Source organism: Vibrio tasmaniensis (genome assembly GCF_024347635.1).
In the GTDB taxonomy this organism is placed as follows: domain Bacteria; phylum Pseudomonadota; class Gammaproteobacteria; order Enterobacterales; family Vibrionaceae; genus Vibrio; species Vibrio tasmaniensis.
The window spans coordinates 2377673-2396742 of sequence record NZ_AP025510.1 but is presented as its reverse complement, the minus strand read 5'-3'; the positions used below and the strand labels follow the sequence as shown (position 1 = coordinate 2396742).

The 19070-nt window shown below is 44.4% G+C and carries 23 protein-coding genes; 9 read left to right on the top strand and 14 right to left on the bottom strand.

Features of this window, described 5'->3' with window-relative positions:
* The first annotated feature begins 234 nt into the window (after positions 1-234).
* Together lpcA and OCV44_RS10760 are read left to right on the top strand one after the other, a co-directional pair.
* Positions 235-810 (top strand): D-sedoheptulose 7-phosphate isomerase, encoded by a 576-nt coding sequence (gene lpcA / locus OCV44_RS10765; protein ID WP_017084137.1) that lies wholly within the window; start codon positions 235-237, stop codon positions 808-810.
* Positions 811-877: 67 nt separating this feature from the next.
* Positions 878-1723, top strand: a complete 846-nt coding sequence (locus OCV44_RS10760) for a class II glutamine amidotransferase (protein ID WP_009847389.1) — start codon at positions 878-880, stop codon at positions 1721-1723.
* A gap of 135 nt (positions 1724-1858) precedes the next feature.
* On the opposite strand, the gene purN is transcribed toward OCV44_RS10760, so the two are convergent.
* On the bottom strand, positions 1859-2545 hold the full coding sequence (gene purN, locus OCV44_RS10755; protein WP_139137269.1) for a phosphoribosylglycinamide formyltransferase: 687 nt from the start codon (positions 2543-2545) through the stop codon (positions 1859-1861).
* A 120-nt stretch (positions 2546-2665) separates the two neighbouring features.
* Positions 2666-3706, bottom strand: a complete 1041-nt coding sequence (gene purM, locus OCV44_RS10750; RefSeq protein ID WP_008222945.1) for a phosphoribosylformylglycinamidine cyclo-ligase — start codon at positions 3704-3706, stop codon at positions 2666-2668.
* Between the two features lie 169 nt (positions 3707-3875).
* Between purM and upp the strand changes: the two genes are divergently transcribed.
* Positions 3876-4502, top strand: coding sequence for a uracil phosphoribosyltransferase (gene upp, locus OCV44_RS10745; RefSeq protein WP_009847387.1), 627 nt, complete (start codon positions 3876-3878; stop codon positions 4500-4502).
* Positions 4503-4642: 140 nt separating this feature from the next.
* Here upp and OCV44_RS10740 read toward each other — a convergent pair whose 3' ends face one another.
* The gene (locus OCV44_RS10740) at positions 4643-5881 is read right to left on the bottom strand and encodes a uracil-xanthine permease family protein (protein WP_004734317.1); all 1239 of its coding nucleotides are present in this window, start codon (positions 5879-5881) and stop codon (positions 4643-4645) included.
* A 277-nt stretch (positions 5882-6158) separates the two neighbouring features.
* Here OCV44_RS10740 and OCV44_RS10735 point away from each other — a divergent pair, with 277 nt between their 5' ends.
* Positions 6159-7418, top strand: coding sequence for a DUF2066 domain-containing protein (locus tag OCV44_RS10735; protein WP_139685964.1), 1260 nt, complete (start codon positions 6159-6161; stop codon positions 7416-7418).
* Between the two features lie 130 nt (positions 7419-7548).
* Here the strand turns inward: OCV44_RS10735 and OCV44_RS10730 are convergent, their stop codons facing one another.
* From OCV44_RS10730 to bepA, 4 genes are all read right to left on the bottom strand, one after another.
* On the bottom strand, positions 7549-7986 hold the full coding sequence (locus OCV44_RS10730; protein WP_086049894.1) for a DUF2069 domain-containing protein: 438 nt from the start codon (positions 7984-7986) through the stop codon (positions 7549-7551).
* The gene (gene wrbA / locus OCV44_RS10725) at positions 7983-8576 is read right to left on the bottom strand and encodes an NAD(P)H:quinone oxidoreductase (RefSeq protein ID WP_139685963.1); all 594 of its coding nucleotides are present in this window, start codon (positions 8574-8576) and stop codon (positions 7983-7985) included. The genes OCV44_RS10730 and wrbA overlap by 4 nt, the downstream gene beginning before the upstream one ends.
* Before the next feature lie 6 nt (positions 8577-8582).
* Complete coding sequence (gene arsC, locus OCV44_RS10720) at positions 8583-8933, bottom strand: arsenate reductase (glutaredoxin) (RefSeq protein ID WP_139685962.1); 351 nt, start codon at positions 8931-8933, stop codon at positions 8583-8585.
* Between the two features lie 123 nt (positions 8934-9056).
* A complete protein-coding gene (gene bepA / locus OCV44_RS10715) occupies positions 9057-10511 on the bottom strand; it encodes a beta-barrel assembly-enhancing protease (RefSeq protein WP_139685961.1) in 1455 nt (484 codons plus the stop codon).
* A 178-nt stretch (positions 10512-10689) separates the two neighbouring features.
* Here bepA and OCV44_RS10710 point away from each other — a divergent pair, with 178 nt between their 5' ends.
* The gene (locus tag OCV44_RS10710; protein ID WP_139685960.1) at positions 10690-10929 is read left to right on the top strand and encodes a sulfurtransferase TusA family protein; all 240 of its coding nucleotides are present in this window, start codon (positions 10690-10692) and stop codon (positions 10927-10929) included.
* Positions 10922-11998, top strand: a complete 1077-nt coding sequence (locus OCV44_RS10705; RefSeq protein ID WP_139685959.1) for an AI-2E family transporter — start codon at positions 10922-10924, stop codon at positions 11996-11998. The genes OCV44_RS10710 and OCV44_RS10705 overlap by 8 nt, the downstream gene beginning before the upstream one ends.
* Positions 11999-12132: 134 nt before the next feature.
* Here the strand turns inward: OCV44_RS10705 and bcp are convergent, their stop codons facing one another.
* Positions 12133-12603, bottom strand: a complete 471-nt coding sequence (gene bcp, locus OCV44_RS10700) for a thioredoxin-dependent thiol peroxidase (protein WP_009847378.1) — start codon at positions 12601-12603, stop codon at positions 12133-12135.
* Between the two features lie 12 nt (positions 12604-12615).
* A complete protein-coding gene (locus OCV44_RS10695) occupies positions 12616-13158 on the bottom strand; it encodes a glycine cleavage system protein R (RefSeq protein WP_009847377.1) in 543 nt (180 codons plus the stop codon).
* A 371-nt stretch (positions 13159-13529) separates the two neighbouring features.
* Between OCV44_RS10695 and dapA the strand changes: the two genes are divergently transcribed.
* Together dapA and bamC are read left to right on the top strand one after the other, a co-directional pair.
* Complete coding sequence (dapA, locus tag OCV44_RS10690; protein ID WP_009847376.1) at positions 13530-14408, top strand: 4-hydroxy-tetrahydrodipicolinate synthase; 879 nt, start codon at positions 13530-13532, stop codon at positions 14406-14408.
* A 49-nt stretch (positions 14409-14457) separates the two neighbouring features.
* On the top strand, positions 14458-15504 hold the full coding sequence (gene bamC / locus OCV44_RS10685) for an outer membrane protein assembly factor BamC (protein WP_139685958.1): 1047 nt from the start codon (positions 14458-14460) through the stop codon (positions 15502-15504).
* Between the two features lie 165 nt (positions 15505-15669).
* On the opposite strand, the gene OCV44_RS10680 is transcribed toward bamC, so the two are convergent.
* The 4 genes from OCV44_RS10680 to OCV44_RS10665 form a co-directional block, all read right to left on the bottom strand.
* Entirely contained in the window at positions 15670-15879 is a 210-nt protein-coding gene (locus OCV44_RS10680; RefSeq protein ID WP_139685957.1) for a DUF2897 family protein, read from the bottom strand.
* 8 nt (positions 15880-15887) lie between these two features.
* The gene (locus OCV44_RS10675) at positions 15888-16562 is read right to left on the bottom strand and encodes a M15 family metallopeptidase (RefSeq protein ID WP_139685956.1); all 675 of its coding nucleotides are present in this window, start codon (positions 16560-16562) and stop codon (positions 15888-15890) included.
* A gap of 46 nt (positions 16563-16608) precedes the next feature.
* Positions 16609-17745, bottom strand: a complete 1137-nt coding sequence (gene dapE / locus OCV44_RS10670) for a succinyl-diaminopimelate desuccinylase (RefSeq protein ID WP_139685955.1) — start codon at positions 17743-17745, stop codon at positions 16609-16611.
* 97 nt (positions 17746-17842) lie between these two features.
* The gene (locus OCV44_RS10665) at positions 17843-18190 is read right to left on the bottom strand and encodes an ArsC family reductase (RefSeq protein WP_139685954.1); all 348 of its coding nucleotides are present in this window, start codon (positions 18188-18190) and stop codon (positions 17843-17845) included.
* Between the two features lie 205 nt (positions 18191-18395).
* Here OCV44_RS10665 and OCV44_RS10660 point away from each other — a divergent pair, with 205 nt between their 5' ends.
* On the top strand, positions 18396-18683 hold the full coding sequence (locus OCV44_RS10660; RefSeq protein ID WP_004734273.1) for a winged helix-turn-helix domain-containing protein: 288 nt from the start codon (positions 18396-18398) through the stop codon (positions 18681-18683).
* Positions 18684-18732: 49 nt separating this feature from the next.
* On the opposite strand, the gene OCV44_RS10655 is transcribed toward OCV44_RS10660, so the two are convergent.
* Positions 18733-19065 carry a DUF4156 domain-containing protein gene (locus OCV44_RS10655; protein ID WP_139685953.1) on the bottom strand — a complete coding sequence of 111 codons (333 nt, stop codon included), beginning with the start codon at positions 19063-19065 and terminating at the stop codon, positions 18733-18735.
* Positions 19066-19070 lie beyond the last annotated feature (5 nt).

Below are 19070 nucleotides of genomic sequence, written 5' to 3'. Positions count from 1 at the left end.
GCTTTTCATGTAGGCTAGCTACACGTCAAAGCCTCTGCCTTGTATAAATTTCCCACAAAGAGCTGCAAAAATTAGCTCGAAAGGTCAACAGACCCTAATAAAGGTGGCAATCTTTGGGCTTAAGTGTCGACACTATTTCATGTTTGTGGGTAAACTCAGTATAAAGAGGGGAAAACCCTCAATTCTCATTTCACGCACTTTAAGTTGCGTTAAAAAACATAAGAGATAAGCCAAATGTACCAAGACCTAATCAAAAGTGAATTGAACGAAGCTGCTGACGTTCTGAACAAGTTCTTGAGTGATGACCATAACATTGCTCAAATTGAAGCTGCTGCAAAAATGATTGCAGATTCATTCAAGCAAGAGGGCAAAGTGCTTTCTTGTGGTAACGGTGGTTCACACTGTGATGCAATGCATTTCGCGGAAGAGCTAACAGGCCGATACCGTGAAAATCGTCCAGGCTTTGCTGGTATTGCGATTTCAGATCCGAGTCATCTGTCTTGCGTGAGTAACGACTTTGGCTACGACCACGTATTTTCTCGTTATGTAGAAGCCGTAGGTCGTAAAGGCGATGTGTTGTTTGGTTTGTCGACTTCAGGTAACTCTGCCAACATTCTAAAAGCGATTGAAGCTGCTCAAGCGAAAGGCATGAAAACCATTGCCCTAACAGGTAAAGATGGCGGCAAAATGGCAGGTTGTGCTGATATCGAAATCCGAGTACCACACTTTGGCTACGCTGACCGCATCCAAGAGATTCACATTAAGATCATCCACATTGTGATTCAGCTTGTTGAAAAAGAAATGGAATAATAGTTTTACAGACATTTGGAGCCTAGGTTTGTGGCTCCATTGGTTTTAATAGGGAGTAGATTAAACCATGTGTGAATTGCTCGGTATGAGCGCGAATGTGCCAACTGATATTTGTTTTAGCTTTACTGGCCTTATGCAACGTGGAGGCAACACAGGTCCACATCGTGATGGTTGGGGTATTACTTTCTATGAGGGAAAGGGCTTTCGTACATTTAAAGATCCTAATCCTAGCTGTGAATCTAAGATCGCTGAGCTGGTTCAAAACTACCCAATTAAGAGCCAAGCTGTTGTCAGTCATATCCGTCAAGCCAACCGTGGTGGCGTTAATCTAGAAAATACTCACCCTTTCACTCGTGAGCTTTGGGGACGATACTGGACCTTTGCTCACAATGGTCAACTAACGGATTATGATGATCTGATTAGTGGTCGATTCAGACCGGTCGGTGAGACGGACAGCGAACTCTCTTTCTGTTGGTTGTTGAAACAACTTGAAGACCGTTTTCCTGAACCTCCTCAAGATATGGAAGGTATGTTTCGCTTTGTCGCTGAGTGCTGTGACCAGTTACGAGAGAAAGGTGTTTTCAATATGTTGCTCAGTGACGGTGAGTACGTGATGAACTATTGTACGAACCATTTATACTGGATAACAAGACGCGCTCCTTTTGGTAACGCGAGCCTGATTGATGAAGATGTTGAGATTAACTTCCAAGAAGAAACTACGCCCAACGATGTGGTAACCGTCGTCGCAACTCAGCCCCTAACAGACAATGAAGAGTGGTTTAGAATGAAGCCGGGTGAATACGCGCTGTTTCATTTTGGAGAGTTAATTGGCAACAACCACCAAGCGTTGGAAGATGTCGCTTATGCTCCGAAGAAGGTGGCAAGCCAAGCGCCTACTGAACCATTGAGCTAATCTAGTCGATACTATTATTTGTCCTGATTAAAAAAGGCCGCTTACTGTACTAATAAGTCAGTGAGCGGCCTTTTTGTTTTCTGTTTTTTAAGGCTTATTCTTCCGTGATTTACTCTGGGAGAACAACCTTATTAATTACTCTTCTGCGTAACCGTGTGTACCTAATGTTTCACCGTCTAAGACAGCCTTCCCGTTTACCATCGATAAACGATCTTCAGCAAACCATTTACAAACCATCGGGTAAATACAGTGCTCTTGAGTCAGTACTCGGCTTGCTAACATGTCAGCATCATCATCTTCAAATACCGGCACCTTAGCTTGCAAGATTACAGGGCCACCATCAAGTTCTTCGGTAACAAAGTGGACGCTTGTACCGTGCTCTTTGTCTTGTGCATCAATGGCACGCTGGTGGGTGTGTAGGCCTGGGTATTTAGGTAACAGGGAAGGGTGGATGTTGACCATTTTACCGGCATAGTGACGAACAAATTCTGAACTCAAGATACGCATGTATCCCGCAAGTACGATTAAATCGGGCTGGTAAGCATCGATCTGAATCATCAATTCATGATCGAACTCTTCACGTGAACCATAGTTTTTTGGGTTCACAGAATGTGCGTCAACACCTGCGGTTTTCGCTCGCTCTAAACCAAAAGCTTCTGCTTTATTTGAGAAGACAGCTTTAACTGAAGCATCAATCATATTGCTCTCGCAGGCGTCCAAAATTGCTTGCAAGTTACTTCCGCTTCCTGAGACTAAAACGACGATGTTTTTCTTAGAGTGACTGTTATTCATAGAATGGCTGTTTTTCATAGAGTGGGTCATGCGATTGATTAACTGAACTGTTTACAATGTACCTACATAAACCAAGGTTTTCTGTGGGCTTAATAGCAAAATGAGGACCATTAGGTCCTCATCTATTAACTAAATAAGCGAATGCATCACTTATTTGATTTCTACTTGCTCTTCACCAGCTTCAGCGTTTGCGATCTCACCGATAACCCAAGCGTTTTCGCCTTCGGCTTTCAGCAGTTCAACAGCAGCGTCTGCTTGATCTTTAGGTAGAGCAACAACTAGGCCTACACCACAGTTGAAAGTGCGGTACATTTCAAATGTCTCCACGTTACCTTTCTCTTGTAGCCAGTTGAAGATAGCAGGCCATTCCCAGCTCTTTCCGTCAATCACTGCTTTAGTGCCTTCCGGAAGTACGCGAGGGATGTTTTCCCAGAAACCACCACCTGTGATGTGCGAGATAGCATGAATGTCATGCTCAGCAATCATCTTAAGCGCTGATTTAATGTAAATCTTAGTTGGTTCTAGTAGGTGCTCACCGATAGTGCGACCTTCTAGTTCTTCACTCTTATCAGCACCAGAAACTTCTAGAACTTTACGAATTAAAGAGTAACCGTTTGAGTGTGGACCACTTGAGCCAACAGCGATAAGTGCGTCGCCTGCTGCTACTTTAGTGCCGTCAATGATGTCAGCTTTTTCTACAACACCAACACAGAAGCCAGCTACATCGTAGTCATCACCTTCGTACATACCTGGCATTTCAGCCGTTTCACCGCCGATCAGTGCACAACCAGCTTGAACACAGCCTTCAGCAATACCAGAAACAACATCTGCTGCTGTATCTACATCTAGCTTACCTGTTGCGTAGTAGTCTAGGAAGAATAGCGGCTCACCACCTTGAACGATTAAGTCGTTCACACACATTGCCACTAGGTCGATACCAATGGTGTCGTGTTTTTTCAGATCCAAAGCAAGGCGAAGTTTAGTACCAACACCATCAGTACCTGAAACAAGTACTGGCTCTTTGTATTTCGTTGGAAGTTCACATAGGGCGCCAAAGCCACCAATACCGCCCATTACTTCAGGGCGACGAGTGCGTTTAACAGCACCTTTAATACGGTCTACTAGTGCATTACCTGCGTCGATATCAACACCAGCGTCTTTGTAGCTTAGAGAAGAAGTATTACCACTCACGGGATAGTCCTCGAACTTAAGTTGGATGTGAAAACGGCGCTATTCTAACAGGGCTTGATTACCAAGAGCAAACGTTTGCGCGGTTTTTTTTATTAGAATAAAGATTCTGAAATAACCCCACAGTTCGTGTATAATCTACAGGTTTGTTTAAATATTGCCGGAGTTGGAAATGAAAGTTGTTGAAGTGAAACACCCGCTAGTAAAACATAAAATTGGCCTGATGCGTGAAGGTGACATTAGTACTAAACGTTTTCGTGAGCTAGCGACAGAAGTGGGTAGCCTTCTAACATACGAAGCGACATCAGACTTTGAAACTGAACGTGTAACTATTGATGGTTGGAACGGCCCAGTAGAAGTTGACCAAATTAAAGGTAAAAAGGTAACAGTAGTGCCAATCCTACGTGCAGGTCTAGGCATGATGGATGGTGTTTTAGAGCATATGCCAAGTGCTCGAATCAGTGTCGTGGGTATCTACCGTGACGAAGAAACATTAGAGCCTGTACCATACTTCAACAAGCTGGCATCTAACATTGATGAGCGTATTGCTCTAGTGGTTGATCCAATGTTAGCAACTGGCGGTTCTATGATTGCAACTCTTGACCTTCTAAAAGAGCAAGGCTGTAAAGTATTTAAAGTACTGGTACTTGTTGCTGCCCCTGAAGGCATCGCTGCACTAGAAAAAGCGCACCCAGATGTTGAGCTTTACACTGCTGCAATCGATGAGAAGCTAAACGACAAGGGCTACATTGTTCCTGGTCTTGGCGATGCTGGTGATAAGATCTTCGGTACTAAGTAATTCGGCTTCAGCTTAAGTGACTTTAAACAGTCCTTTAACTCGCTGAATTAACCGTATTAATAAAAAAGGAGAGCATTCGATGCTCTCCTTTTTTGATCTTGTTAGGTTGTGATTCTTTTGAATCTCCCCTTACCGATTTATTAATCGATTTGAGCTTTATCTACTACAGTGTTATCGCCTAACTCTTCTGGAAGAACTAGGTTAAGCAGAATTGCCACGATGCCGCATAAGCTTACACCTTGTAGACTAAAGTCACCGATGCCAAATGCCATGCCGCCAATACCGAAGACTAAAGTAATGCCGACAATCACAAGGTTGCGTGATTTGTGTAGGTCAACTTTGTTCTGAATTAGAGTGTTTAGGCCAACTGTTGCGATTGAACCAAACAGTAGAATCATGATGCCGCCCATCACAGGAACTGGGATCGTTTGTAATAGAGCGCCTAGCTTACCTACTAATGCTAGAACAATCGCTGTTACTGCAGCCCAAGTCATGATCACTGGATTGAATGCTTTGGTCAGCATTACAGCTCCCGTTACTTCACTGTAGGTTGTATTTGGTGGAGCACCTAACATAGAAGCAGCAATCGTTGCCACGCCGTCACCAGTAATTGTGCGGTGTAAGCCTGGCTTCTTAAGGTAGTCTTTACCGGTTACGTTCGAGATAGCAAGCATGTCGCCCACGTGCTCAACGGCTGGCGCAATTGCCACAAACACCATAAAGAAGATAGCGTTGATGTTGAACTCTGGCGCTGTGAAGTTTGGTAGTGCTAACCAAGCTGCTTGAGCGACAGGGGTAAAATCAACGACGCCGTATACCAAGCTCGTTACGTAACCTGCAACAATACCACCGAAGATCGGCAGTAGCTTAAGAAAGCCTTTCGAGAACACACTGATGACAATCGTTACCAGTAATGAAATAGAAGAAATCCATAACGCGGCGTCTGCATCAATAAGTTGAACAGCGCCATCACCCGTTTTACCTAGCGCCATATTTACCGCAACAGGTGCAAGACCTAAGCCGATCACCATGATTACAGGGCCAACTACGACTGGGGGAAGCAGTTTGTGGATAAAGGCTACACCACGTACCTTAATTAAGGCACCCATTAATACATACACAACACCTGCCGCCATAAGGCCGCCCATGGTTGCACCTACACCCCAAGTTTGAATGCCAAACATGATAGGTGCGATGAATGCAAAAGAAGACGCAAGGAAAATAGGTACTGAACGGCGTGTAATAAGTTGGAATAAAAGGGTACCGATACCTGCACCAAAGAGCGCTACGTTGGGATCAAGGCCTGTCAGCAGGGGCACCAGTACAAGTGCACCAAAAGCGACAAATAGCATTTGCGCACCTTGCAGAGCATTTTTCATGTTATGTCCTTAAAAATGGTCGTTATATGAAAAGCGAAAAATAAAATTCGCGGGATTCTATCACTTGGCAATCGGTTGCTATGTCAGATAGATCAAATTTATTTATATTAGTTATGTTTATCTCTATCAAAATAAGAAAAATTCAGTTTACAAGTGAACGATTTATCATGGTCAGGTGATATTTTGTGGTTATTAAACACAGTGGGTGCTAACGACCTTGCCCCTCAATCCATAGTTGCTTATCATCAAGGCACAAGCTTTGAATATTAGGATCAATATGCGCTACATAGCATTGTTGTTGATGGGACTATTAGCCTCTCCGAGTTATGCCCTAACTCAAGTAGATATCTTTAGTGCTGAAGTTGCGATTAACGCTGAAGACAAACAACCAGAACAAGTGGCAAGAAATACTGGCATGGAGCAGGTATTGATACGTGCGACGGGCCAAACGGATGTAGCTTCGAATGAGACGATTCAAAAGGCGATGCGTAAGAGTGCGCAGTACATGTCTCAAATGAGTTTTGGCGAAAGCAATGACCAATCAACATTGCGCATGCGTTTTAACGGTGCCCAAATCCGTTCACTACTGACTCAAGCACAATTACCGTATTGGCCTGATACTCGCTCAAATATCCTTGTTTGGCTGGTGGAAGAGCAGAACTACGACAAGAATATTGTGTGGGAACACTCCAACTCACAATTAGCGGCAGGTTTACAAACCAATGCGAAAGAGCGCGGTTTGCCTTTGATGTTTCCTGTTGGTGATTTTGACGATGTTACGGGAGTGGCTACCTCGGATTTGTGGGGCAGCTTTGTCACACCGATTAGCAACGCGAGTCAACGTTACCCTGTTGATGCTGTTTTGGTGATTAAGGCACAGTCTTCTGGATTACGCTGGACTTTGTATGATCAAAAACCAAACCAACTGACGAGCGCACCAACATCACCGGTAAGTGGTTCGGTATCGGGTAACAGTGCGACGACTTCTAAGAAATTGGTTGATCAAATCAGTAACTACTACGCAGGCAAAAGTGCTGTTGTTGTAGCAAGTGAATCATCAGAGTCGATTTTAACTCAGTTTATCAGTTTGAATAATGCTCAAGACTTCTTCCAATTGGAGAATGCACTGAAGCGTCTAAACTCGGTGGCAAGCTTAGATATTCTACAAATTCAAAACAATGAAGTGACGTTCCGAATTCATTTGTTATCGACCCAACAAGAGTTTGAACAAGAAGTTGAAAGCATTCGCCAAGTCGCGAAGGTTGAAGAGTCTTATATCGAACCTGAAGTGAGCCCAGAATTTGAAGCGCAAGATAACATTATGTCTGTAGGCGATGATTCTGCTGTTGTTACTGATGCGATGGGCAATGAAACTACGCCAAGCGTTCAAGTGATTAAAGGCAGTGAGTTATCTACAGATGCTGAGCTAACAAATACAGCAGAGGTGACGCTAGGTGAATCTGATGAGGAAGCGCTACCAGTCACAGCACCAGTACACGCTAAGCCAAGCTTAGTATACGAATGGGTTCGCTCGTAATCGTCTACCGACATGACAGACAGATCGATATGAAATCATGAAAAAACCCCTGCAAGATAAGTCTCGCAGGGTTTTTTGTTTATAAGCGGTCAGTTTAAAAGCCTTTCAGTTTAAAAACATCGAATCAATATTATTGCTCGAATTTAGCTTTCTCTTTCTTTTCTACTTCGGAAAGGCGCTTCAACTTGATGCCTAACTCTTTGGCTCTAAAACGGGTAAATAATATATTGCCTGCGAAGCCTAGAGTCGTCAAAAGCAGTTCTACAGCGGCTAACAAGCGCTCTCCACCGTCTACATACATAATAGTTAACGCGTGTAGGAAGTAGAGCATTAAAACAAAGTTCGCCCAAGCATGCGTATAAGGCTTACCTGCCAAAATTCCCGGTAATGGTAGTAACAGCGGTATAGCCCAAGCAATCGCCAGTGTTACATTGCTTAGATGCGGGTGTGGTGAAAGTGTCATTTGCCAAGCAACGACCCAGAATAAAAGCGACAAGTTGCCCGCTAAAGCAAGGTAGCGAAATAGCTTGGTTTTGGGAGACATAGCCTTATCTGGCATATACATCATTGAGAAATTCCCTTCTGGTTTAACGCGATGCGCGCTAGGCGTTTACCTAGATTTTGCGCTAACTCCATCTCTTCTTTGCTAAGCGAAGCGCTTTCTCCGGTACTGCTTGCACCGTAAGGTGTGCCACCGGTTTGAGTTGTGTGCAGTGCAGGCTCTGAGTAGGGGATGCCCACGACTAACATGCCGTGATGAAGCAGGGGTAACATCATGCTTTGCTGTGTGGTCTCTTGTCCGCCATGCAATGATGAAGAAGAGGTAAAGACACAAGCTGGCTTATCGATCAGATCGCCATTAATCCACAGTGATGTCGTGCTGTCCCAAAAGTGCTTCATAGGCCCAGCCATGTTACCAAACCATACTGGGCTACCTAGTGTTAAACCATCGCAAGAACGGAGCTCTTGTAAGGTCGCAATAGGGTCAGCTGGTTGATAGCGCGAATCAGGCTGCTCTTCTATCGTGTACACGTCGTTCACTGTTCTTAGCATGGCTTCGCAGTTCGGGATGGACTCCACCCCTCGCGCAATCTGCCTTGCTAATGCTTGGGTGTTGCCGTGTCGACTATAGTAGAGAACAAGAATGTTGATGCTCATATTGAATTACAGAATCTCTAGTACTTGTTCTGGTGGACGACCAATTTTTGCTTTGTTGTTCGCAACTACCACTGGGCGTTCAAACAGTTTTGGATTCGTTGCCATCGCAGTGAAAAGATCTTCATCAGTCACTGATGCATCGCCAAGATTTGCTTCTTTGTAATCCGCTTCTTTGGTACGCATCATCTCGCGAACACTCTCAAAACCAAGCTGAGTGAAAAGCACTTTCAGCTGTTCAACAGTCAAAGGCGTATCTAGGTATTTGATCACCTCTGGTTGTACGCCGTTTGCTTCAAGCAGTTCGAGAGTTTGACGGCTCTTTGAGCAGCGTGGGTTATGATAAATCACGACAGACATGGTTCTTCCTCATTATTATTTTTGATTTAATCGTTCAGTCGAAGCCAACTGAGTGGCTTCTTATTGTGTAACGTTGAGCTTTCTTTGTATTTTGGCAATGAACTTCGCTGCCAGTCAATATACTTATTGCAACGATAAGAAGCGTTCGCGCTGTATCATTAGTTGGTCGATTCGAGCGTCATAACGTGCTTGTTTTAGGCTGCCTAGTTCCGCGATTTGGCTTGCCTGCGTGTAGTACTGAATCGCTTTGTTCCAGTTGGCTTGCAGTGCCAAAATTTCTGCCCTAGCAGCCAGTTCTTCGTCGCTGTTACCAAGGTTTGTATTTGCCTTTGAAAGCAGGTACCACCCATTGGTGTCGTTCGGGTTATCGTGCGTGTAACGTTGCAATACGCGGACTGCTTCCTGTAGGTCTTCATTTTCAATCAGTGCATTGGCGTAGTTAATGGTTAGAACTGAGTTGTTTGGTTGACGCTCAAGTGCTGACTTCAATTCTTTAATCGCAATCTCAGGCTTTTTCTGTTCAATGTGCAGATCTGAAATAGCATCCAGATAAAACAAGTTGGTTGGATCGCTATTCATCAGTTTGGTCAGAATCGGTTCTGCTTTATCCAGTTTTTTTGAATCTAGGTAAACCAGTGCTTGCCCATATTCTAATGATGGAACCAAGGCTTTGGGGGCTTTCTTCAGCTTGCGCTCAAACCAATCAAGAGCTGCATCGTTATTAATACCCGCATAGCGTGCAACAATCCGGGCTCTAGCTAAATGGTAATCCAGTGATGGAGCCAGCTTTAGTGGTGTATAGCTACGAGCACGAGCGCGTGAGTCTGTGATTCGATCTTCAGGCAACGGGTGAGTTAATAGCATTGGTGGCGGTGTGCTCGCATAGCGGTATTCATCAGCTAAGCGGCCAAAGAAACGTGGCATAGCGTTTACATCGAACCCTGCTTTTGCAAGCGTGTTGATGCCAAAGCGGTCGGCTTCTTTTTCATTACTACGGGTGTAGTTTATTTGGCTTTGCATGTTACCAGCAGTTGTTGCAGTGATGGCTGCGATACCGGCTTCTGGTGCTGCAATCGCTAATAATACAGAAGCGGCTAGTGCTGCGATGGTTGCAGGAGAGCGGCGAGCTTGATCTTCCATGCTACGGGCTAAGTGACGTTGGGTAACGTGCGCGATTTCGTGCGCTAATACAGAAGCCAATTCACTTTCAGATTGTGCATGCAGGAACAAGCCTGAGTGCAAAGCAACATAGCCACCAAAGAAAGCGAAGGCGTTGATGTTGCGGTCGCGGATCATAAAAAACTGGAAAGGTGTCTTTACATCATTTGCGTTAGCGACAAGGCGATGACCAAGCGTATCAATATACTGGTTTAGAACAGGGTCGTTTACGATAGGCTGGCTGCTTCTGATGATGCGCATGTAGGCATCACCATAGATAAGTTCTTGATCGATAGTGAGTGTGCCGCCAGCAGCGGTGCCGATATCGGGTAGCTCCAAACCATTGGTATTTGCCAACGTTGGGGTGCTTAATGTAGCTGCGATGCATAAGCAAGCAATTGAGCGAGCGCGTTTAAACATATTAGTCAGTAATACTCCGTTTCTTCTGACAGTAAGACAAGTGCAATGCAAATTGGTTCTTTATCTGATGTAACCTTTGCCGAGTACGTGCGCTATCATGAAGGAAGGTGAATGAATGATGGCGCGTTTTTAAAAACAGATTACAATACGACCCTTATAATAAGCATCGAGCTCAAGAATGACACCTAATATTCTAGATTTAAGCCAAGAGCGCTGTCCAATGGCACTATTATTAGCCAAGCGTCACAGTGTAAAGTTAGAAGTAGGGCAATCATTGTCAATTTATGTCTCTGATAATAGCTCGATGAAAGATATTGTTACTTTTTTGTCTCTGCAAGCCTATGACGTCATCACTGAGGTTTGCTCTAATTACTATCATCTCCTCGTCACTAAAAAGGAATTGCAGTCAGATGCTTGAAATGGTCAATCGTTGGTATAAACGACGTTTCTCTGATCCCCATGCTGTCAGCTTGGTTGCCATCATTCTCTTTGGCTTTATTACGATCTACTTCTTTGGTCACCTTATTGCTCCACTTTTGGTGGCTATTGTGTTGGCTTACCTGCTTGAGTGGCCGGTTACTCAACTTCAAAGACTCGGTGTTCCAAGAACGCCCTCGGTGATGTTGGTGATCATGATGTTCTTCAGCGTGATGCTATTGGCGTTGTTTGGTCTAGTACCAACGATTTGGGAGCAAGTGGGGAATCTCATTAATGATATCCCGAGCATGTACGGAAGCTTGCAAAAGTTTATTGCGACCATTCCCGACCGTTACCCAGAATTAGCTAACTTACAGATTGTTGAATCCGTCATGTCGAATGCGAAGAATAAAGCATTAGGCTTTGGCGAAAGCGTTGTGAAAGGCTCTTTAGCGTCTCTTGTTAGTTTGGCGACGCTTGCGGTTTACCTGATTCTTGTACCGCTGCTGATCTTCTTCCTTTTGAAAGACAAAGAAGAGATGATCAGAATGGCAAGTGGTGTTCTGCCTAAGAACCGTCGTCTAGCGACCAAGGTTTGGGTTGAAATGAACCAACAAATCTCAAACTACATTCGCGGTAAGGTGCTCGAAATCCTGATTGTTGGTGGTGTGAGCTACGTAACTTTTGCGATTCTGGATTTACGTTATTCAGCACTGCTGGCTGTCGCGGTTGGTTTCTCGGTATTGATTCCTTACATCGGTGCGGCGGCTGTGACCGTTCCAGTCGCGATTGTTGGCCTGTTCCAGTGGGGCTTAGAACCTCAGTTTTATTGGTTGCTTCTTGCTTACGGTATTATCCAAGCGTTAGATGGTAACGTGCTGGTACCGGTTCTTTTCTCGGAAGCGGTAAACCTACACCCAGTAGCGATTATTGTAGCGGTCTTGGTGTTTGGCGGACTGTGGGGGTTCTGGGGCGTGTTCTTTGCTATCCCGCTTGCTACGTTGGTGAAAGCGGTTTGGAATGCCTTACCGAGTCATGCTCTCGACGATGATCCTGAACATCAATCGTAATTGAAGAGCAATACAGTTGAGTAAGTACTAGAAAGGCCGAATATCCATGATATTCGGCCTTTTTGCATTTGGCTTAGTAGTGTATTTAGATTCGCTAGGTGTGAATTTAGAGAATCAACTCACTAAAATCGACATTAAGCTTCTGGGTTGAAGTAATCTAAAACCACTTCGTGGTGAGTCTTGGTTTTGAATTTGTTGAAGACGTGTTCAATCTGACCTTCTTCATCAATTAGGAAGCTAATACGGTGCAGACCGTCGTACACTTTACCCATAAATTTCTTCTCGCCCCAAACACCAAACTGTTCAGCAACGCTGTGGTCTTCATCTGATAACAGTGTGAAGTTAAGAGATTTCTTCGCAACGAAATTTGGTAGGCGTTTTACTGGGTCAACACTCACACCTAGAACAACCACATTCAGGTCATCAAGCTGTGCTTTGATATCACGCAGGCCTTCAGCTTGCACAATACAACCTGGAGTCATTGCTTTTGGGTAAAAATAGAAAAGGACTTTTTTACCTTTGAAGTCACCAAGAGATACGATATTGCCATCTTGATCTGGAAGAGAAAAAGCAGGTGCTGGAACACCAGCCGTTAGCGTATTCATGATATTTCCTTTTTAAAAACTGTTTTTGATAAAGTTGAGCGAGCCTTGTACGGATAGGCTCTGACACAGCGCGTCGAATTCTTCTTGTAGCTGCATCAAATTACATTCTGATTGCACAGAAGCGGTAATAGAGATATGGAATTGGTCGTTGTCGAGCTGAACTTTAGATTTATTGATGGTTCGTGCACTTAACGAATCGAGGCCGATGTTTCGGTCTGCGAAGAACTGGGTAAACTGCTCGGTAAGGCCGATTTTATCGTCTGACTCAACGAACACCTCTACTGTGTAAGAGTTCTCAATAACATCATGAGTTGAGGTTCGCTTCATAATCGTAATCAAGTCGTGCTCTTGTCCAAGCAAGGGCAGGGTGGTTTCAACGCGGGTGATGTTGTTTGCCTTTCCAGACAGTAGCATGATAAGCGTAAATTCTTCGCCAAATTGAGCGATACGGCTATCAATAATGTTACAGCCTGATTGGGTGACTAAATGAACCACTTGGTTGCATACACCTGGGCGATCTGTGCCCACAGCTGTGATTACTAGATGTTGAGTCATAAAATCACGTCTCTTATATTCCATTGATTCATGCATGTTAGCACAGTTAGCTAGAGGAATAAGTGTGTGCTTGGGGCTTTTAGAGGCACTTTGCTTCTAATATGTAACAAGTAATAGGAATATTTAGAGTGTTCAAAATTCAAAGAGTGGTGTGAGAGCATTGCTTACTTGTTACTGACATCGTGTGCCGAGCTATTCGCTAGATTGAGTGTAGGTTACCCAAATTCTAGGTCGAACGCCGTTATAAGCTGTTTTACCTCAAACATACGACAATATTTACTGCAGATGTTGCTGGTAAGCCACTTTAATGTCTTGTGTTTATTGATTGGCTTACAGTAACATGCAAAAAGAATAAATTAAGGGAGATAGACATGTTTTCAGGAAGTATCGTTGCGCTAGTTACACCATTTAATACAGATGGTGAAGTGGATTTCGACAGCCTTAAAAAGTTAGTTGATCACCATGTTGCAGCAGGTAGTGATGGTCTGGTTGCGGTTGGCACAACAGGTGAGTCTTCAACACTCACTATTGAAGAGCATGTCAAAGTCGTCAATAAGGTCGTTGAATTTGCTGATGGCCGTATTCCTGTTATCGCTGGTACGGGTGCAAACGCAACTCACGAGTCTGTACTATTCAGCCGTTTGCTCAATGGTTCTGGTATTGCGGGTTGCCTGAGTGTAACGCCTTACTACAACAAACCGACTCAAGAAGGTTTGTACCAACATTACAAAGCAATTGCTGAAGTCAGTGACGTTCCACAGATCCTTTACAATGTACCTGGTCGCACTGCGGTAGACTTATTACCAGAAACGGTTGCTCGCCTTGCCGAGATCGAAAACATCGTTGCACTGAAAGATGCGACGGGTGATCTCGAAAGAATTGCAATTCACCGTGAACTTTGTGGCGAAGACTTTATCTTACTAAGTGGTGATGACTTAACCGGTCTTGAATTTGTTAAGCGTGGTGGCGATGGCGTGATCTCTGTAACGAACAATGTTGCAGCCGCTGATATGGCGACTATGTTCAAGCTAGCAAAAGAAGGCAAGTTTGAAGAAGCAGAAGCGATCAATGAGCGTTTGATGCCTCTACATAAGAATTTGTTCGTTGAGTCTAACCCTATTCCCGTAAAATGGGCGGTTCACAAAATGGGTCTGATTGCTGAAGGTGGCTTACGTCTACCACTGACTGAACTGTCAAAACCAGCTCAACCTGTTGTTGCTCAAGCAATGACTGAAGCGTGCATTTACTAAAAACGTATAAAGCAATGCCGAAGCGAACCTTCGGCATTTAGGAGTATAAATGAAGTATTCTCACCAGCTAGTGATCGGTTCACTGGCTGTTTTCGTTCTTACAGCATGTTCTGGCAGCCCGACTCAACGTCGCCAAGCCAAAGATGATTTTGAATACTTAGAAACACCTGAGTTTTCACAATGGCAATTGCCTGAAGATGCTCAGCCTCAGTTTTACCCAAACTTTGATATCCCAAGCGGTGAATTCAGTGGTGGTACCGGTCGTCAAGTGGATATTCGTCCTCCTCAACAGGTTCTTGAACTGATCCCAGGTGCTCGTACTGAGCGTCAAAATGGTGAAGTGACGTTATGGCTCCTTCGTGCTGAAGAGGCTGATCGAGTGTGGCAAACGGCTTTAGATATGCTGACCCAACGTAATATCAGCATTCGTGAACAGTCAGAAAATGACATTGAGACTGATTGGGTTACTTGGGTTTCTGAAGATGAAGAAGTCGAGATTGGCAGTCGTTATTCTATCTCTCGTTTCCAAGCGAACAACCGCTATGGTTTCAAGATTAATTTGATAGATTGGCGTGAAGGCTCAGAAGAGAAGCCAGTATCGGCAACCAATAAAGAGCGTTACAACGCGTTCTTAACGAACCTAGTGATGGCGAGATACGATGCAGATCTTCGTGCTGAAGCTGCAGTGAAAGCGCAAGAGTTGGTGAAACGTATTCCTATCTCAATGGGAACTGACCGTAGTGGTTTCCCTGTGATTATCGCGCGTACGCCTTACAACGTATTGTGGCAACGACTACCTACCTTACTACCGACGATGGGTTTCGAACTTGAAGAGCGTAATCAGTCTCAAGGTACAGTGAAAGCTAAGTATGCAGCGCCAGATGATGAATTCTGGGAAGAGATTGGCCTACAGCCTATTGACTTAGCGCCAGGTACTTACACCTTCTTGTTTGGTGATCTTGGTAACCGTACGTCGATTAACGTAACGGATGCATCAGGTAAGCCAGTAGAAGAAGAGCTACTGAAGTCAATGGTTCCGGTATTGGCACACGTTGCTGATCAAACCAAAGATAAGAAAGAAGCAAAAGCTGAATAAGCCCTGAGCTGATTTTGACAAATAACAAGAGGACACACTGTGTCCTCTTTTTTATGTCTGTTTGTCAGCGTTTTATCTATCTGTTGTCTATTTGTGTTGTTTATTTGCTAACAAGGGATAACAACACAACTGACTTGTTGGAGCGAGCGCATCAAAGGCATTAGGTTAAGTGTCTTTGCTCTCTGTGGACTTATCTTCTTGAGCTTTCTCTTGGTTCTGTTTATCCAATTGATTGAGCTTGTCTAAGTCTTTCTCTGTTTTGTTACGACCTGTCAGATCCATATTGGCGGTCTGTTTAAGCGCAGCAATATTACCCACCACAACGCTAACCACGATGATGATGATAACCCAAGGGTTTGTAAGCCACTCCAACATAAGCGCTCCTAATGACTGATATTCGCCACGAAGCGCGCATAGATCTCGTCTAGCTGCTCCATAATTATCTCATACCCTAATATTGGCTTAGATTGGAGTTGCTTGCCAAGTAAAGTGGGAGATAACTGTGATAAACACAACTGTGAAACTTTACGGTGGCTAATATGCCAAGGTTCTATCGCCACACCGCCGAGGTCTTGGCTGTAAGGAAAGAAGAACCCATATTGAGATGCATTGGCAACAAGCCATTGGTAAAACGCTTGCTGGTGGCCAGTAAGGTATTCCCATGGTTCCAGTTGTAGCTGCGCGCCTTCAGGTAAGTGATTACGAGCAAAGACATCAAAGTCACAACCCCAATGGTGACGACTCGCTCCGGGAAGCGCAGACCATCTTAGGATCGCCGACAACTTTTGATGTTCACTGAGTGTTGAAGCATCCAGTGGTTGGCTTTCGGAATCTAATATAGGTGCTTGACCAGAAAACTTGCGGTTCCAAATCAGAGATTGCCTTTCATAGTCGCGAAAGCCACTGGCAATCTCCATTTTAAAACCAGCGAGTTGAGCAGCTTCAATCAAGTTGTTCAGATCATCTTTGACGTCACTGTGGACCAAGAAGGTCTTGGTGCCAATCAGGCTAGGTTCCAGATGAGAATCTGATTGTCCGGTAAGCTGCTCTGGTGTCATAAGGCGTCTCTCAATAATTAGATACTATCAATCGCTGATGAAAGAGCTATTTAGCGAACAGGTTCACTAGTGTTCTTTCGTACATGTCAGTTAGTTTCTCTAAATCAGCCACTTTCACGCACTCGTTAACCTTGTGAATGGTTGCATTAACAGGGCCTAGTTCGACCACTTGTCCTTTCATGCGCGCAATAAAGCGTCCGTCAGAAGTACCACCTGTGGTAAGCAGTGCCGGCTTAACATCATTCACGTGACCTACTGCATCGACAATAGCATCAAGCAACGAGCCTGCGTCGGTTAAGAACGGGTCGCCATTGAATGTCCATTTCAAATCGTATTCGAAATCGTATTTGTTGAGTGTATTCGTGATTCGTTCAACGATGATGTCGTTGTTTAACTCTGTGCTAAAGCGAAGATTAAACTGAACATTAAATTCACCAGGAATGACGTTTGATGCGCCCGTGCCCGCACTCACATTTGGGATCTGGAAGCTGGTTGGTGGGAAGTAGTCATTACCTTTATCCCACTCGGTCGTAGCCAATTCATTGATCGCAAGTAGAGAGCTGTGTACCGGGTTGTTCGCAAGGTGAGGGTAGGCTACATGACCTTGTGTACCTTTAATCGTTAGGTCGCCAGTGATAGAACCACGACGGCCGTTCTTCACGACATCACCAACGTACTCAGTACTTGATGGTTCGCCAACAATACACATGTCGATGTTCTCGCCACGAGCCATTAGCGCTTCAACAACACGTACCGTACCGTTGATGAAAGGACCTTCTTCATCTGATGTGATAAGGAAACCGATTGAGCCTGTGTGATCAGGGTGCTTAGCGATGAATTGTTCTACCGCAACGATCATTGAAGCCAGAGAACCTTTCATATCTGCCGCGCCGCGACCGTGTAGGAAACCATCTACGATAGTCGGTTCGAATGGCTTAGTGTTCCACTGCTCAATTGGGCCTGCAGGTACAACATCAGTGTGACCTGCAAAAGCAAATAGGGGGGCTCCGGTACCGCGGCGAGCCCAGAAGTTAGTCGTATCTTCAAATACCATCACTTCGATTTCAAAACCTAGCGCTTTTAAGCGTTCAATCATCAGGTCTTGGCAGCCTGCATCTTCTGGTGTTACCGATTGACGGCTGATTAGGTCTTTTGCCAGAGCCAAAGTTGGGCTGTCTGTCATCCTTGAATTCCTTGTTTAAATAAAACGTCTAGTCATTAATTGTTGAGCGCTGAATAGGGGAGGTTCAACGCTTTGTTATTTATTCTAATACTGCTAATTACGCAAAAATAGCGGCATATTGATCAGCTTTAAAGCCGATATGAAGCTTGCCATCAACGTTCAAAATTGGGCGCTTGATCATTGCCGGTTGTTCAACAAGCAGAGCCACGGCTTTTTCTTCCGTTAGCGTGTCTTTTTGCTCTTGAGAAAGTTGGCGGTAAGTCGTACCACGTTTGTTCAATACAAGTTCCCAGCCAAGCTCTGAACAGAAGGTTGTAACCAACTCTTCAGTGATGCCTTGTTTGCGATAATCGTGAAATTCGAACTCGATACCTTCAGCTTCAAGCCATTTCTTTGCTTTTTTGATGGTGTCGCAGTTCGGAATGCCAAACATAGTGATAGTCATTATTCTTCCTTTGGGTGATTTTATTTCGTTGTTATGAGTTGAATCCTATCAGGAAGCTGCAATTCAGACAAAATAGAGTGAGGAATATTTCATAGAGTGAAAAAAAACAGTAAGAAAATGTCACTATTGGAGACTTATTGATCAGCCTCAACATGTTGTCAGCAAAAAAAGAAATAATTGAGTTGCACATATATAGGAGGTGTCAATGGAGTTGAGTCCTGTTTTTGCAAGGCGGCTATATTTAGCATTGTTAGTGGAAAGCCTTGATAGGCCAAATGTGCCTAAACTCATCGAAAAAACGGGGTGGCCTCGTCGTACTATTCAAGATGTACTCAAGGCGTTACCGGGGATCGGTATTGAACTTATGTTTGTTCAAGATGGGCGACGTCATAATGATGGCTATTACCAATTATCCGACTGGGGGCCATTTGACAGTCAATGGGTTATCCAGCGTAAAGGCGATATAGCAACAAGCCTTGGATTTAGTGCATAAGCCAGCGAAAGCTGGCTTTCTTCTTTCTAACGATCAGTGATAAGTCGAATTAGCGACACCGATAAGCGGTGCCTAACATGGTTACGGAAGTCGCAAAATCTTGGGGCAGTGTAAATATCACGGTGTCGGCACCTAGCTCAATCGCATTGGATTTAAGCTCATTCATTGCGCCTTGAATTAAGATGTCATTCGGGTAAAACAGGTAACTATACCAGTGGCCTTCGCTACCGGTGATTTCCCCTTTATATTCGCACTTGTTGATATCAATCAGGCCGTGGTAATCCATTTGTACTTGGTCAGATTCGCTATGCGGTACTGATGTCGGTGTCGTGCACCCGACTAACATTCCAGTCATAGCCAAAGCGACTAATTCCTTTTTCATACACT

Excerpts from the sequence above, each read along its gene's own strand:
- bepA (WP_139685961.1), bottom strand. The coding sequence starts at position 10,511 with ATGTTTAAACGCGCTCGCTCAATTGCTTGCTTATGCATCGCAGCTACA.
- dapA (WP_009847376.1), top strand. The coding sequence starts at position 13,530 with ATGTTTTCAGGAAGTATCGTTGCGCTAGTTACACCATTTAATACAGAT.
- bcp (WP_009847378.1), bottom strand. The coding sequence starts at position 12,603 with ATGAATACGCTAACGGCTGGTGTTCCAGCACCTGCTTTTTCTCTTCCA.
- OCV44_RS10655 (WP_139685953.1), bottom strand. The coding sequence starts at position 19,065 with ATGAAAAAGGAATTAGTCGCTTTGGCTATGACTGGAATGTTAGTCGGG.
- OCV44_RS10735 (WP_139685964.1), top strand. The coding sequence starts at position 6,159 with ATGCGCTACATAGCATTGTTGTTGATGGGACTATTAGCCTCTCCGAGT.
- dapE (WP_139685955.1), bottom strand. The coding sequence starts at position 17,745 with ATGACAGACAGCCCAACTTTGGCTCTGGCAAAAGACCTAATCAGCCGT.
- bamC (WP_139685958.1), top strand. The coding sequence starts at position 14,458 with ATGAAGTATTCTCACCAGCTAGTGATCGGTTCACTGGCTGTTTTCGTT.
- OCV44_RS10740 (WP_004734317.1), bottom strand. The coding sequence starts at position 5,881 with ATGAAAAATGCTCTGCAAGGTGCGCAAATGCTATTTGTCGCTTTTGGT.
- OCV44_RS10695 (WP_009847377.1), bottom strand. The coding sequence starts at position 13,158 with ATGACTCAACATCTAGTAATCACAGCTGTGGGCACAGATCGCCCAGGT.
- OCV44_RS10680 (WP_139685957.1), bottom strand. The coding sequence starts at position 15,879 with ATGTTGGAGTGGCTTACAAACCCTTGGGTTATCATCATCATCGTGGTT.
- OCV44_RS10710 (WP_139685960.1), top strand. The coding sequence starts at position 10,690 with ATGACACCTAATATTCTAGATTTAAGCCAAGAGCGCTGTCCAATGGCA.
- upp (WP_009847387.1), top strand. The coding sequence starts at position 3,876 with ATGAAAGTTGTTGAAGTGAAACACCCGCTAGTAAAACATAAAATTGGC.
- OCV44_RS10730 (WP_086049894.1), bottom strand. The coding sequence starts at position 7,986 with ATGATGTATATGCCAGATAAGGCTATGTCTCCCAAAACCAAGCTATTT.
- wrbA (WP_139685963.1), bottom strand. The coding sequence starts at position 8,576 with ATGAGCATCAACATTCTTGTTCTCTACTATAGTCGACACGGCAACACC.
- purN (WP_139137269.1), bottom strand. The coding sequence starts at position 2,545 with ATGACCCACTCTATGAAAAACAGCCATTCTATGAATAACAGTCACTCT.
- OCV44_RS10705 (WP_139685959.1), top strand. The coding sequence starts at position 10,922 with ATGCTTGAAATGGTCAATCGTTGGTATAAACGACGTTTCTCTGATCCC.
- lpcA (WP_017084137.1), top strand. The coding sequence starts at position 235 with ATGTACCAAGACCTAATCAAAAGTGAATTGAACGAAGCTGCTGACGTT.
- arsC (WP_139685962.1), bottom strand. The coding sequence starts at position 8,933 with ATGTCTGTCGTGATTTATCATAACCCACGCTGCTCAAAGAGCCGTCAA.
- OCV44_RS10760 (WP_009847389.1), top strand. The coding sequence starts at position 878 with ATGTGTGAATTGCTCGGTATGAGCGCGAATGTGCCAACTGATATTTGT.
- OCV44_RS10665 (WP_139685954.1), bottom strand. The coding sequence starts at position 18,190 with ATGACTATCACTATGTTTGGCATTCCGAACTGCGACACCATCAAAAAA.
- OCV44_RS10675 (WP_139685956.1), bottom strand. The coding sequence starts at position 16,562 with ATGACACCAGAGCAGCTTACCGGACAATCAGATTCTCATCTGGAACCT.
- OCV44_RS10660 (WP_004734273.1), top strand. The coding sequence starts at position 18,396 with ATGGAGTTGAGTCCTGTTTTTGCAAGGCGGCTATATTTAGCATTGTTA.